The organism is Parabacteroides sp. PF5-6 (assembly GCF_029504695.1).
GTDB lineage: Bacteria > Bacteroidota > Bacteroidia > Bacteroidales > Tannerellaceae > QVMG01.
On sequence record NZ_JAQFIN010000002.1, the window covers coordinates 158,104 to 172,484 of the forward strand.

10 protein-coding genes are annotated in these 14,381 nt (G+C 49.1%); 9 read left to right on the top strand and 1 reads right to left on the bottom strand.

Annotation, left to right across the window (positions count from 1 at the left end):
* Positions 1-36 precede the first annotated feature (36 nt).
* The 5 genes from M2133_RS02755 (at position 37) to M2133_RS02775 (ending at position 6,580) form a co-directional block, all read left to right on the top strand.
* Complete coding sequence (locus tag M2133_RS02755) at positions 37-1,191, top strand: ATP-binding protein (RefSeq protein WP_277464439.1); 1,155 nt, start codon at positions 37-39, stop codon at positions 1,189-1,191.
* A 69-nt stretch (positions 1,192-1,260) separates the two neighbouring features.
* The gene (locus M2133_RS02760; protein WP_277464440.1) at positions 1,261-2,388 is read left to right on the top strand and encodes a PCMD domain-containing protein; all 1,128 of its coding nucleotides are present in this window, start codon (positions 1,261-1,263) and stop codon (positions 2,386-2,388) included.
* A gap of 5 nt (positions 2,389-2,393) precedes the next feature.
* Positions 2,394-3,164: a porin family protein gene (locus M2133_RS02765; protein WP_277464441.1), complete on the top strand. Its 771-nt coding sequence runs from the start codon at positions 2,394-2,396 to the stop codon at positions 3,162-3,164.
* Between the two features lie 55 nt (positions 3,165-3,219).
* Entirely contained in the window at positions 3,220-4,530 is a 1,311-nt protein-coding gene (locus M2133_RS02770) for a Gfo/Idh/MocA family oxidoreductase (RefSeq protein WP_277464442.1), read from the top strand.
* A 196-nt stretch (positions 4,531-4,726) separates the two neighbouring features.
* Complete coding sequence (locus M2133_RS02775) at positions 4,727-6,580, top strand: RNA-binding domain-containing protein (protein ID WP_277464443.1); 1,854 nt, start codon at positions 4,727-4,729, stop codon at positions 6,578-6,580.
* Between the two features lie 2 nt (positions 6,581-6,582).
* Here M2133_RS02775 and M2133_RS02780 read toward each other — a convergent pair whose 3' ends face one another.
* Positions 6,583-8,103 (bottom strand): DUF4301 family protein, encoded by a 1,521-nt coding sequence (locus M2133_RS02780; RefSeq protein ID WP_277464444.1) that lies wholly within the window; start codon positions 8,101-8,103, stop codon positions 6,583-6,585.
* A 217-nt stretch (positions 8,104-8,320) separates the two neighbouring features.
* On the opposite strand from M2133_RS02780, the gene M2133_RS02785 reads away from it, so the two are divergent.
* From M2133_RS02785 to rpsA, 4 genes are all read left to right on the top strand, one after another.
* The gene (locus M2133_RS02785) at positions 8,321-10,543 is read left to right on the top strand and encodes a RelA/SpoT family protein (protein ID WP_277464445.1); all 2,223 of its coding nucleotides are present in this window, start codon (positions 8,321-8,323) and stop codon (positions 10,541-10,543) included.
* Positions 10,544-10,809: 266 nt separating this feature from the next.
* Entirely contained in the window at positions 10,810-11,508 is a 699-nt protein-coding gene (locus M2133_RS02790) for a hemerythrin domain-containing protein (protein ID WP_277464446.1), read from the top strand.
* A gap of 6 nt (positions 11,509-11,514) precedes the next feature.
* Positions 11,515-12,123 carry a response regulator transcription factor gene (locus M2133_RS02795; protein WP_277464447.1) on the top strand — a complete coding sequence of 203 codons (609 nt, stop codon included), beginning with the start codon at positions 11,515-11,517 and terminating at the stop codon, positions 12,121-12,123.
* Positions 12,124-12,575: 452 nt separating this feature from the next.
* A complete protein-coding gene (gene rpsA / locus M2133_RS02800) occupies positions 12,576-14,366 on the top strand; it encodes a 30S ribosomal protein S1 (protein WP_277464448.1) in 1,791 nt (596 codons plus the stop codon).
* Positions 14,367-14,381: the final 15 nt, after the last annotated feature.

A 14,381-nucleotide genomic window follows, 5' to 3' on the forward strand; every position in this document is an offset into this window, starting at 1 on the left:
TTACATTTGCAATAATTACAAAAGCAATAACGGCACATGGCAATCCAGATCAAGAACCCCTTCATCACCAGCGGATATATCTCCGCGGAATACTTCTGCGACCGGGAAGCCGAGAGCAAAGAACTCATCGGCGCATTGCTCAACCGGCGCAATACGGTAGTCGTATCTCCCCGACGCATGGGTAAGACCGGCCTGATCGAACACTGCTTCCATCAAAAAGAGATCACACGGGAATACTACACGTTCTTCGTCGACATCTATGCGACCGGCAGCCTGAAAGAACTGGTCTACATCCTGAGCAAGCATATCTTCAGTACGCTCAAGCCCCGGGGAAAGAAGTTCGTCGAACAATTCTTTACCGTCATCAGTTCCTTGCGCCCGGCCTTCAAACTCGATCCTGTGACCGGACAACCGGTCTTCGATATCGGCATCGGAGAGATCCGCCAACCCTTGCAATCGCTGGAGGAGATCTTCGAGTATCTCGAGTCGGCCGACAAACCTTGTATCGTGGCCATTGATGAATTTCAACAAATCACGCGATACCCGGAGAAAAATGTCGAAGCAGTCTTGCGCACCCATATCCAGCAGTGCAAGAATACCACATTCGTCTTTTCCGGAAGCCAACGCCATATGATGCAACACATCTTCTTCTCAGCCTCAAGGCCTTTTTATCAAAGCGCGTCCTTTCTTAACCTCGATCCGATCCGGATTGAGTCGTACCGCAAATTCGTACACAAGCACTTCGGAAAAGCGAAAAAGAAAATAGCTGAGGAATGCATCACACGCATATACAACCTGCTCGAAGGGCATACCTGGTATATGCAATCGATCTTCAACCGTATATACGAACAGCTCGACAGCGGCGAGGAGATCTCCCTGACCGAAGCCGATCGGTTGTTGCATTCCACTGTCGATTCCTACCGGATCGTCTACCAGAGCATGGTCGCCCTATTGCCCGAACGACAGAAGGAAGTGCTTTTCGCCATCGCCAAAGAGCGGAAAGCAACCGAGATCACCTCTTCGGAATTCATAAAGAAACACGGATTAAGTTCTTCCAGCTCTGTGCAATCGGCTGCCAAACTGCTACTCGAGAAAGAACTGATCACCAAAGAAGAAAACACCTACCAGGTCTACGACCGTTTCTTCGGATTATGGCTGGCACAAGCCTACGGCACGGGCTATTCCCTTTAGCGTATGTTAAATACTCTTGAGAGAATCGGATTATTCAGCTTTAATCGCTTTATTTGTACTTTATACAATATGAAAATGAAAGGAAAGATGCGACATTGGAGCGGGATGATCGGACTGGCATTGGCCGTATGGGGCGGGATGAGTTCCTGCATACAGAGCGAACCGGCAAACCCGGAAGCGGATATCCTTGCGTTTGCCTTACCCGGTGAGATCGCGCTGACCGAGGCGGTGATCAACCGCAACGATATCTCGATCACCGTGCGGAAAGATGCCGACCTGACAGCCGTCGTGCCGATCATCTCCATCACCGAAGGGGCAACGATCTCGCCCGCTATCGGTACGCCTTGCGACCTGAGCAAAGCAGTCACCTACACCGTGACCTCCGAAAGCGGTGCATACCAGAAAGAATATACCGTGATGGCGATTGCCTATTCCTTCTATCAGTTCGACTTCGAACACTGGGAGAAGCTCGACAATAAGTATCACTACCAGACGCCCATCGAATACAATATGGAGAATGAACGGGTGTTCTACTGGGATTCCGGCAACAAAGGCATCGCGCTCTATCAGCAACATACGGATCCTTCGCTTTATCCGGTACACAAGACCAACGTCAGCGTCGCCGGTCAATACGCCGCGGAGATGATCACCTCCAAAGGGCCGGGCAATATCCTGGGCATTGTCAATATTCCCATTGCCGCCGGATCGCTTTTCACCGGCAACTTCAACCTGGCGAACGTGATGAAAGACCCGCTATCAGCCACCGAGTTCGGGCAGAGCTGCGACGAGCGGCCGCTGCGCTTCACCGGTTATTACAAATACAAAGCCGGGACGGGTGATTATATCGATCCCAACGGCAAGGTGCTTCCGGGTGTCAAAGACTCCTGCGCGGTCTATTCCGTATTCTTCAAGACCGACGAGAAAACACCTTTCCTCGATGGATCGACCATCCTCTCCCACCCCAATATCGTTGCCGTGGCCATATTGCCCAGCGAGATGCGGGCAGGCACACCGGGAGACGACTTCGTGCCTTTCGATATTCCTTTTACCTACTATACAAACGAGCCGGTCGACTTTGAGCGCAACCATTATAAACTGGCGGTCATCCTGTCGTCGAGCTTCTATGGCGACCGCTACGAAGGAGCGCCGGGCAGCGTCCTGGTGGTGGACGAACTCGAAGTGATCACCGAAAAGTAACAACTATGCGCAAACGACAATTATACACCGTTCTTCTATTCTTGGCGATCTTCCTTTCCGGAGGATTCAGCCCTTCCGCCAAGGCGCAACAGGAGACCAACAAAGAATGGGAATTCAAGGTATACGCAGCGTACAACCTGGGTGGGACAATGCCTGTGCCCCTGCCCGCGGAGATCCGTAAGATCCGGTCGTGGAATCCCGGCTTCGGCGGCACCATGGCTTTCCATGTGAGCCGGTGGTTCACACCCGAATGGGGCATTACCACCGGATTAGGCATCGACCTGAAGAAGATGAAGATCAAAGCGGATGTCTTATACTGGCCGACCAGCCTGGTGGTGGGCGAAGGCGATCAGACCGGCGTATTCACCGGCACCTTCTCCGGTAAGAACACGACAAATACCCGAAACGGCTACCTGGTCCTTCCCGTAATGGCTGCCTGGCGTCCTGTAGAGGAATGGACTTTCCGCCTGGGCGGCTATATCGCCCTGCAACAGGATCCGCTATTCGAAGGCAGTGCCTCCGATGGGTATATCCGCAACGGAGGACCGACGGGCGATCGCATCAATGTGGAACAGGCCTCCTTCGACTTCTCGGACGAAGTCCGCAAGTACGATGCCGGACTTATCTTATCGGCCGACTGGAAGTTCAACCGCAAGATGGCCCTCACCGGACAGTTCTCCTGGGGCTTCGTTCCGCTCTTTCCCGCGCATTTCGAAGGCGTTGCCTATAAGATGTACAACATCTACTTCGCCCTCGGCATCGCTTATTTCCTATAGATATGAATAAACCATCCGAACAACAACAATCCATCATAAATTAATTTTTATTACCATGACAACACGAAGAGATTTTATCAAACAAAGCGCTCTGCTTGGGGCAGGGCTGACAGTAAGTCCGTTCTTTATCAAAGCCGGTGGAAGCATTGGCGCCAACGACAAAATCGGTGTCGGCCTGATCGGCTGTAAGGGGATGGGCTTCGACGACCTGAAAGCCTTCCTGCGCAACCCGGAAGTCGAATGTATCGCATTGGCGGATATCGACGATGAAGTACTGAACAAACGGGCGGCCGATACGGAAAAGATCACCGGCAAGAAAGTAAAACACCTGTACAAAGACTGGCGCAAGCTGATCGACAACAAAGACATCGATGTGGTGATCGTAGGCACTCCCGACCATTGGCATTGCCTGCAGATGGTCGCCGCTTGCCAGGCCGGGAAAGATGTCTATTGCGAAAAACCGCTGGGTAACAGCATCGAAGAATGTAATATCATGGTGCGTGCCGCCGAGAAGTACAACCGCGTCGTTCAGGTCGGACAATGGCAACGCAGCGACCCACACTGGCAGGATGCCATGAACTTCGTACATAGCGGGCAACTGGGCAAGATCCGTACCGTACGTGTATTCTCTTACCAGGGCTGGTGCCCCTCGATCCCCGTTCAGCCCGACGAAGCGGTTCCTGCCGGCGTAGATTATGATATGTGGTTAGGCCCGGCACCCAAACGGCCGTTCAACCGCAACCGTTTCCACTTCACCTTCCGCTGGTTCTGGGACTACGCCGGAGGACTGATGACCGACTGGGGCGTACACCTGCTCGACTATGCATTATACGGAATGAATGTCACGGCGCCAAACTCCATTATGGCTTCAGGCGGTAAGTTCGGCTATCCGGACGATGCCTGTGAGACGCCCGACTTACTGCAAACCATCTATACGTTCGATGATTTCACCGTGCTTTGGGACCATGCCATCGGTATCGACGACGGGGCTTACGGCCGCAACCACGGTTTGGGATTCGTTGGTGAGAACGGTACGCTGGTGCTCGACCGCGGCGGATGGGAAGTGATCCCCGAAAAGGTAAACGGCAAGGCACGCATGGAAGCAGTGGCCCTGAATAAATCTTACGGCGAAGGCGGCTTGAACCTGCACGTCAAGAACCACCTCGAATGCATCAAGACGCGCAACCGCAAGTCAAATGCCAGCATCGAGATCGGTTCTCATATCGCCAAGTTCTCCCAACTGGGCAACATCGCCTACCGCACGGGCAAGAAACTCTCCTGGGACGGCAAAAGCTTCCACGACGCCGAAGCCGACGCTTACCTGACCAAGCAGTATCGCGCCCCGTGGGAACTGCCGAAGATCTAAATCCCGCTTCAATCCATTCAGCCCTTCACTGTATTGTCTTACAAACTATACACATAAGTAAGTAATGCCGTGAAGGGCTCTTCTTTATCCTTGCCACTCCAAAAGGGAACGTTCAGACTTTTACATAAAATCGCTACATTTGTAAACATCACCTGACGAACAGAGCAGGTTGTATCAGAGATTTAAAGACTATAAGATGAAAAACGGTCAATCGCATTTATTCTCCTGGGAAGAATACGACTCTATCCTTTCGCTTGTCGAGACGGAGTTCCCTTCAAACGAATACAACGAGGTAGAATACAAATCGGCCCAAGGAGGTTTCCCCAAAGAGTTCTGGAAAACCTATTCAGCATTTGCCAACACCAACACCGGAATCATCCTTTTAGGCGTTGAAGAGAAAAAAGATGCAATCCTCCTTGAAGGGTTGACCGATGAACAAATAGAAAGATATCAAAAGTACTTCTGGGACAACTGCAACAATCCGAATACCGTCAACCGAAATCTGCTCACAAATAAAGATGTAAGAATAATTGAAATCGAAGACAAAAGACTATTGGCATTTCATATTCCTTTTGCTCGCAGAACTGAAAGACCTATATATCTGACACGAAACCCCTTTGGCAATACCTATAAAAGAAACCATGAAGGCGACTACAGGTGTACGGATGAAGAAGTAAAACGAATGTTGGCCGACTCGACAGCAGAGCTGCAGAGAGATAGTCTTATCCTTGAACATTATACGCTCTCCGATTTGGATCCGGCAACAATCAAACAGTTTAGGCAACTATTCATATCTTCACGCCCAGGACATCCCTGGCATGCCTTGAATGATTTGGATTTGCTAACAAGAATAGGAGCTTACCGGGTAGACAGAAAAACAGGTATAGAAGGGATCACTTTAGGTGGTTTATTGATGTTCGGAAAAGAAAAGAGTCTAAAAGAACAAGAGGCTTTACCCAATTATTTCCCGGATTTCCGGGAACTGCTCTCTACTGATCCTCAAATCAGATGGACAGATCGTATCTATCCGGATGGAACATGGGAATGCAATCTGCTACAATTCTATCTTAAGATATGGCCCAAGTTATCCTCTACGCTTCCCAAACCTTTTGCTCTGAAGGGTGATGAGAGAACAGATGAAACACCGACCCATACCGCTTTGCGTGAAGCTTTTGTAAATGCATTGGTACACACAGATTACTCATTAAGTGGAAATATCATTATTGAATTAAACACAGAAGCATTCGTATTCTCCAACCCCGGTACCTTGCTGGTGTCCATCGAACAGTATTACGCTGGAGGCATTAGCGAATGTAGAAATCCCACCTTGCAGGGAATGTTTTTATTGATAGGTCGAGCAGAGAAAGCGGGCAGCGGAGTCGACAAGATTATGTTCGGATGGAATGACTCACATTGGAGACAACCGTACTTAGAACTTCAACTACAACCGGATCGGGTAAAACTTACGTTGCCCATGTTCAGCGTTATCCCCGAATCCGTCCTTGAAGAGTTAAATATCATATTCGGTGACGTCAGCAGTCTTTCTGCGGATGAACTGACTACATTATCTTTTTGCCTGATTGAGGACTCCATCTCCAATCATCGCTTACAATATATATTAGGTATACATAGAGTAGACATAACTGTTTTGTTGAAAAATCTATGCTTGAAAGGTTATCTTGAATCAGACAATAACGGGAGATGGACTACATACCGGATAAACCAAAAGGGTGCAACCTCCAACCAAAAGGATGCAACCTCCAACCAAAAGGGTGCAACCTCCAACCAAAAGGGTGCAACCTCTGATCAGAAAGCTGACTTATCTTCGAGGAAGAACATGAAACGGGAGGAATTGAACAGACTTATTCTTGCAATATGCAAAGACAACTATGTAAAAAGAGAAGAATTAGCTGTAGCATTAGGCAGATCAGAAGATTACCTAAGGAACAAGATACTACCAGACTTAGTAAAAAGAGGGAAGCTGGAGAAGCGCTTCCCCTTTACGCATAATCATCCGGAACAAGGCTACAAAACCAGTGAGGAGCATTAATTTTACTGATGCTCCGCCCGCAGTAAATCATTGACTGTCTTGACCGGGTTGAAGGTTTCGATGGGGACTTCGACGAAGACGGTGTTCCAGTCGCTCATCGCACCGTTCCATAGGCCGGGCAGTTCGAGGGCTTTCAATTCACGGCCGTCTTTACTTTTGGAAGAGATAAAGCCGGTATGGGGATCGACGTAGTCGGGCAGGTTGTACTTCTCGCCTTTATGGTCGGTCACGGCGCAGACCAGATCGACCGGGTTGAAGTAGGTGCCTTTCTCGAATAAAGACTTCTTTATCGGGTCACACATATCGATCTGCGAGCTCTCCAGGATCTGCGGTGAGATGGTCTTATCGGCATTGACCGTCAGGAACGGGCCGCCCCCGGGTTCTCCCGCATTACGTACCATACCGCATACCCGCAGTGGACGGTGAAGCTTCTCTTTGAGATACAACACCAATTCGGCGTCTTCCAGATACTTGATCTCCGGATTGCGGATGCAGAGCTCATCGTGCAGGAAGTGGATCATCTCTTCAATCTGCGCATGCGAGTACTTGCCTCTCTCCAACAGGTGAAGATAATGGAAGATGCGCTTTTGCAGGGTGACCAAGACACCGGCAATGATCTTCTTATAGATAATGGTAGAGAACTTAAAGCTGTCGGGCACCACATTGTCGATGTTTTTGATGAACAGGATATCTGCCGGGATATCATTCAGGTTCTCGATCAGCGCACCATGCCCGCCGGGGCGGAAGACCAGCAGCCCGTCTTTGTCGCGGAACGGTTTATTCTCCGCATCAGCGGCTATCGTATCTGTACTTGGCTTCTGCACACTGAAAGAGATATCGTAGTTCACGGACAGCTTCTCTTCATACATTTCTTTCTTCTCCGCCACCAGCGCTTCGAACAACGCCTGGTGTTCGGCAGAGACGGTAAAATGGATATTCACCTTGCCCGCGTTGTTCTTGGCATATTTGGCACCTTCCACCAGATGTTCTTCCATCGCCGTGCGGGTCTTGCCCGGATAGGAATGGAAAAGCAACAGCCCTTTGGGCAATTGTCCGTAGTCCAGCCCTTTCGGTTCCAATAGATTGGAGATAATCGTTTTGTATTCACCGGCAGCCGTCAGGGAAGCGATGCTCTTGCCTTCGTTCTCCATGCATTTGGCATTCAACAGATGATAGAAAGCGAAATGTTTCAGTTCGTCGAAGAAATGCTTCAGGAAAGGCGTGTCGGGCTCGTTTGCCTCCGAAGAGAGGAAAGCATACAGATCCTTAAACATCCGGCTGGCTGCCCCGGAAGCGGGAACAAACTTTACGATCGTCTTGTTCTGTTGCAGGTATTCATCCCAGGCCTCCATATAGAAAGCTTGTGTTTCTTTGGGCACAACCATAACCCCTTTCTCGACCGAAGCAGAGGCGACAATATCCAGGTAAGGAAAACCTTTGGCAAAGGCGTATAGCTGCTCCCGGATCTGATGTTCACTTATTCCTTTCTCATGCAGCAGTTCTAAATCTTTTGTATCCCACATAGCCATAGTTTTTAATGTTTAATGGTTAATGACTAATGCTTAATGGTCGGCGATAAGAAATTAACCATCAATCATTAACCATTAATCATTTCTTTCTGTTTCTTCGCAAATGTATAAAATAACCCATACATCCGGGAGTTATTTGCCGGAAAAAGTTTACTTTTACCGCATGTTTTACAAGCTATTCGCCCCCGGATAGCTCAATATCGAAGCGACTATGGACCAGCAGGCATTCTTTACGGCAGAAGAAAAGAAAGAATTTTTCACTACATACAGAATATTACTCAGCAACCTTTATTCCTTTTTGGAGAAGAAAGACATCGGCAAGATGAAGACGCTGATGCGGCGGGTGATCTCGCTCGACTGCTACGGCAGGGACCGCAACGGGATCAACGGCTTACTACGTAATATGGACACCGCTCTGATCGCCACCACGGAGATCGGACTGAAACGGGCGCCGGTGATTGCCCTGTTATTGTATCGGCCGGTCATGAAAGGGCTGATCAGCCTGCAGGAGGTAGAACAAACATTCGATACGGAGATCACACGTCTGATCGAGCTGTTATTGAAGACCTCCGACCTGTACGCGCGCAATACGTCAATCAATTCGGAGAATTTCCATCACCTGTTGTTCTCTTTTGCCGAGGATGTGCGGGTGATCCTATTGATGATCGCCGACCGCCTCTGTCTGATGCGTATGGGCAAACAACTGGTGCGCGAAGAAGACCGCCTGCGCCTGGCCAGCGAAGCGTCTTATCTCTATGCCCCGCTGGCCCATCGCCTGGGTCTCTATGCGATCAAGAGCGAATTGGAAGATCTCTCCCTGAAGTATATCGATCCCAAGCAATTTGCTTTTATCAAGCAAAAACTCAACGAGACCAAGCGTTCGCGCGATGCCTATATCGAAGAATTTATCTCACCGGTCAAACAACGGCTCGAGGAAGCCGGCCTTACGTTCGATATCAAAGGGCGTACCAAGTCGATCCATTCGATCAACAACAAACTGAAAAAGCAGAAAATCGAGTTCGAAGGCATATACGACCTCTTTGCCATCCGGATTGTCTTGGACTCGCTGCCGGAGAAAGAGAAAGCCGAATGCTGGTATGTCTATTCCATCATTACCGACATGTACCAGCCCAACCCCAACCGGATGAAAGACTGGATCTCCATCCCCAAGACCAATGGGTATGAGAGTTTGCATATCACCGTGATGGGTCCGCAGAAGCGCTGGGTAGAGGTGCAGATCCGTACCCGTCGCATGGACGAGGTAGCCGAGAAAGGCTTGGCGGCCCACTGGAAATACAAAGGGGTGAAAGAAGATAAAGGCCTGGATGAGTTCCTGGCCAGCGTGCGTACCTCGCTGGAGGAGAAAGACAGCAACCCGATGGATCTGATGAAAGACTTCCAGATGAACCTCTATAAAGACGAGATCTATGTCTTTACCCCCAACGGCGAACTGATCAAACTGCCGCAGGGCGCTACGGTGCTCGACTTCGCTTTTGCCATACATACCGGCTTGGGCAGCAAATGCGTATCGGCGAAGGTGAACGGGAAGAACGTGCCCATCAAACAGGTACTGCACAGCGGTGACACCGTCGCCGTAATCACCGCCCCCAACCAATCGCCCAAAAGAGACTGGTTGAACATCGTGGTCACCTCCAAAGCCCGGGTGCGCATCAAACAGGCCTTACGGGAAGAGGCCGCCAAGAACGCGGAATACGCCAAAGAGACCCTGCAACGCCGGTTCAAGAATAAAAAAATCGAGTTCGACGAACCGATCCTGATGCGTTACATCAAAAAGAAAGGTTTCAAGACGGTCACCGACTTCTATGTCGCCGTGGCGGAAGACCGCTTGGATCCCAATGTGGTGATCGAGGAATACCTCGAACTGATTCGCAAGGAGACCGAAGCACACGAACCGGAAGTGCGCAGCGCCGGTGAATTCATCGCCTCCGCCCCTGCCCTGCCGGAAGAGACAGCGGGAGGGAAAGACGTATTGATCATCGACCGCAACCTGACGGGCGTCGACTATTCCCTGGCCAAATGCTGTAACCCGATCTTCGGCGATGAGATCTTCGGCTTTGTCTCCACCCAAGGCATCCGCATCCACCGGAAAGACTGCCGCAACCGTTCGGAGATGGAACGCCGTTTCGGCTACCGGATGATCGATGCCAAATGGACGGGCGAAGCTACGAACGGCTACCCGGTCACCCTACGCATCATCGGACGCGACGATATCACCATCGTAACCAATATCACCTCGGTCATCAGCAAAGAGGCCGGCGTCAGCCTGCGCTCCCTGAATATCGACTCGGTAGACGGTATCTTCCAGGGTAATTTCACGATCATGATCAACAGCTCAAGCGCGCTGACCACTCTATCGAAGAAGATCCAAAGTGTAAAAGGAGTCAAGTCGGTCGCCCGACTGGGAGGAAGTTAAAAAAGAAAACCGCTCTTCACAGGGCGGCTTCTTTTTCTTATCTTATGCTTACATAAATCAGTTGAAGGATTGGTCACGCGATTATACTAATAGTTTTCTTTATTTACATACCGCAAAGGTACGGCTGCCCCTGTGCCCCGGCAATACCCACTTCTATGTATTTTTCCGTTTTCAATACCTGATCATAGGTATCCGCCGAAAGAAATGTAATAATAATCACTACCTTTGAGTGTTCATAATATCAAAACTAAGAAGATATATATATAATGTATAAGAACGGTAAGTATAAAGAAACAGATCGCATGAGCGACCTGATATGCGAGAACTATCCCATGGTGCTTGTCATGAGCCGCTTCGGTATCGCCCTGGGCTTCGGAGAGAAAAATATCGGAGAGGTATGCCGCCAAAACAATGTAGATCGCTGCACGTTTCTGACGGTCGTCAATTTCCTGACCGAGACGGCCTATTCGCCTATTCCCGCCGAGTCGATCAACCGCTGCCTGTCGCTCAAGTCTTTGATGACTTATCTGCATAACGCGCACGATTACTTCCTGAATTTCCGCCTGCCGCATATCCGCCGCAAGCTGGTCGAAGCCATTGCCGACTGCCCGGAAGATATCTCTTTCGTCATCCGTCAGTTCTTCGATGAATATGCCCTGGAAGTACATAAGCACATGACGTACGAAGAAAAGACCGTCTTTCCCTATGTCGACGGACTGCTTGAAGGCAAGAAAGATCCGAAATACAATATCTCCATCTTCAGCAAACGACACGATCAGATCGAGATGAAGATCGTCGAACTGAAGAATATCCTGATCAAATACTATCCGGGCCAAGGCACACACCTGCTCAACAGCGTCCTGTTCGATATCTTTGCGACGGAAGAAGACCTGGCCACACACAACCGGGTGGAAGATTATCTCTTTGTTCCGGCCATACTGGCTTTGGAAAAACAACTAAAGTAGGAGCTGATGAACACCACCCTGAAAATAGCAATTGCCGAACACTCGGCCGTTATCCGCTACGGAATCGAAGCGATACTCAAGCGAATCACAGAATATCGTATGCAGTTCATCGAGATCGCCAATCATGAAGACCTGCAGGAAGAACTGCGCGCTCACACACCCGATATATTGATTATCAACCCGGCTTTCCCCGGCTCCTTCCCCATCACCCAACTCCGGGAAGAGACCGGCTGTACGCATATGAAATGTATCGCTCTGATTTATTCGGCCACAAACAGCCATCTGCTTCGCGCGTACGACGATCAGTTCAATATCTACGACACCGTCGAGGAGATCAAATTGAAACTCGACCGGATGCATTTGCCCGAAAAAACAGAGACTTTCGACAATGAAGACGAACAGCAAACACTGAGCAGCCGCGAGAAAGAAATCGTTGTCTGCGTCGTCAAAGGAATGACCAACCGCGAGATCGCCGATAAATTGTTTCTCTCCACCCATACGGTCATCACCCACCGGCGCAATATCGCCCGCAAGCTGCAGATCCATAGTGCCTCGGGGCTTACCATCTATGCCATTGTCAATAAATTAGTCGAACTTAGCGATATACAGCAATAGCTTTTTCCTACAATTCCCAATTAACGCCGCAGGCGTGCCATCATGCATAATTGTATGCAAATTAAACATTGCACTTTGCTCGGCCAAAGCGCGATGTTTTGAAAAGGGGGGGGGCTGGCGGACTTCAAGGATTTCTAAACCATTGATAATGAAGCATCAATATCCCCCTTCAAAAACTACCGGTAGTTTGCGCACAAACTACCGGTAGTTTGTTCACGAACTACTGGTATTTTGTTTGCGAACTACCGGTAGTTTGAAAAAGGGGGATTGCGGCTATGAAAACAAGGAGTAGATATTTGTTGGGAAGCATTAAACCGGTAATTATAAAATAATTATTTCCGCCTCAAATATTGCCAATCCCCAAAAAGGCATTATCTTTGCAACCAATTTTCGAGAGACAACAATATAATGTCTAACAACTAATTAAAACGAGTATTAACAATTTAAAGCGAATGGAAAATTTAAAAAACATTCAACCGGTTGACGATTTCAACTGGGATGCCTACGAACAAGGCGAAACTTACGGAAGCGTAAGCAAGGAGGATCTTGTAAAAACCTACGACGAAACCCTGAACAAAGTAAACGACAAAGACGTCGTAATGGGTAAAGTCACCAGCATGAACAAACGGGAAGTGGTGGTTAACATCGGCTTCAAATCAGACGGCGTAGTTCCGATGTCTGAATTCCGTTACAATCCGGAACTCAAAGTGGGCGACGAAGTAGAAGTCTACATCGAAAGCCAGGAAGACAAAAAAGGACAATTAATCCTCTCTCACAAAAAAGCCCGTGCATCACGTTCTTGGGAACGCGTGAACGAAGCGTTGGAAAAAGACGAAATCATCAAGGGTTACATCAAATGTCGCACGAAGGGCGGTATGATCGTAGACGTATTCGGTATCGAAGCATTCTTGCCGGGTTCTCAGATCGACGTGAAACCGATCCGCGATTACGATGTATTTGTTGGAAAGACTATGGAATTCAAGATCGTAAAGATCAACCAGGATTTCAAGAACGTAGTTGTTTCTCACAAAGCGCTTATCGAAGCCGAACTGGAACAGCAGAAGAAAGATATCATCTCCAAACTGGAAAAAGGACAGGTACTGGAAGGAACCGTCAAAAACATCACTTCTTACGGTGTATTCATCGACCTGGGTGGCGTAGACGGCTTGATCCATATCACCGACCTTTCTTGGGGCCGTGTTTCTCATCCGGAAGAAATCGTTCAACTGGATCAGAAGATCAACGTGGTTATCCTCGACTTCGACGACGAAAAGAAACGTATCGCTTTAGGTCTGAAGCAACTCACTCCGCACCCATGGGATGCATTGAGCGCAGAGCTTAAGGTAGGCGATATCGTGAAAGGTAAAGTAGTGGTTATGGCCGATTACGGTGCGTTCATCGAAATCGCTGCCGGCGTAGAAGGTCTGATCCACGTATCTGAAATGTCTTGGACACAGCACTTGCGTTCCGCTCAGGACTTCATGAAGGTAGGCGACGAGATCGAAGCCGTAGTCCTGACTCTGGATCGCGACGAGCGTAAGATGTCTCTGGGTATCAAACAGCTGAAAGCTGACCCATGGGAAGATATCGACACCCGTTTCCCGGTAGGTTCAAAACATACGGCTAAGGTACGCAACTTCACCAACTTCGGCGTATTCGTTGAAATCGAAGAAGGCGTTGACGGCTTGATCCACATCTCTGACCTTTCTTGGACGAAGAAAATCAAACATCCGTCTGAATTCACGCAGATCGGTGGCGAGATCGACGTACAGGTACTGGAAATCGACAAAGAAAACCGTCGCCTGAGCTTAGGCCACAAACAGCTGGAAGAAAACCCCTGGGATGTATTCGAAACCATCTTCACGGTAGGTTCAATCCACGAAGGAACAATCATCGAAGTACTGGATAAAGGTGCCGTTATCTCTCTGCCTTACGGCGTAGAAGGTTTCGCTACTCCGAAACACCTGGTCAAAGAAGACGGTTCACAAGCTGTTGTGGATGAAAAGATGGAATTCAAAGTGATCGAATTCAACAAAGAAGCCAAACGCATCATCCTTTCACACAGCCGCATCCACGAAGATGAGCAGAAGAGCGCCAAACGCGAAGCTGCAGGCGAAAAGAGAGCTTCCGGCAAAAAAGCCAAAGAAGAACAAACGATGGTAAGCGGACCGGTAGAAAAAACGACTTTAGGCGATATCGAAGAGCTGGCTGCATTGAAAGAAAAACTTTCTGCAGGTAACTAAGTTATTGTCTTAACC

Bases quoted from the DNA above. Each gene is read 5' to 3' on its own strand.
- M2133_RS02775 (WP_277464443.1), top strand. From the start codon at position 4,727: ATGAAAAACGGTCAATCGCATTTATTCTCCTGGGAAGAATACGACTCT.
- M2133_RS02785 (WP_277464445.1), top strand. From the start codon at position 8,321: ATGGACCAGCAGGCATTCTTTACGGCAGAAGAAAAGAAAGAATTTTTC.
- M2133_RS02765 (WP_277464441.1), top strand. From the start codon at position 2,394: ATGCGCAAACGACAATTATACACCGTTCTTCTATTCTTGGCGATCTTC.
- M2133_RS02780 (WP_277464444.1), bottom strand. From the start codon at position 8,103: ATGTGGGATACAAAAGATTTAGAACTGCTGCATGAGAAAGGAATAAGT.
- M2133_RS02760 (WP_277464440.1), top strand. From the start codon at position 1,261: ATGAAAATGAAAGGAAAGATGCGACATTGGAGCGGGATGATCGGACTG.
- M2133_RS02755 (WP_277464439.1), top strand. From the start codon at position 37: ATGGCAATCCAGATCAAGAACCCCTTCATCACCAGCGGATATATCTCC.
- M2133_RS02795 (WP_277464447.1), top strand. From the start codon at position 11,515: ATGAACACCACCCTGAAAATAGCAATTGCCGAACACTCGGCCGTTATC.
- rpsA (WP_277464448.1), top strand. From the start codon at position 12,576: ATGGAAAATTTAAAAAACATTCAACCGGTTGACGATTTCAACTGGGAT.
- M2133_RS02790 (WP_277464446.1), top strand. From the start codon at position 10,810: ATGTATAAGAACGGTAAGTATAAAGAAACAGATCGCATGAGCGACCTG.
- M2133_RS02770 (WP_277464442.1), top strand. From the start codon at position 3,220: ATGACAACACGAAGAGATTTTATCAAACAAAGCGCTCTGCTTGGGGCA.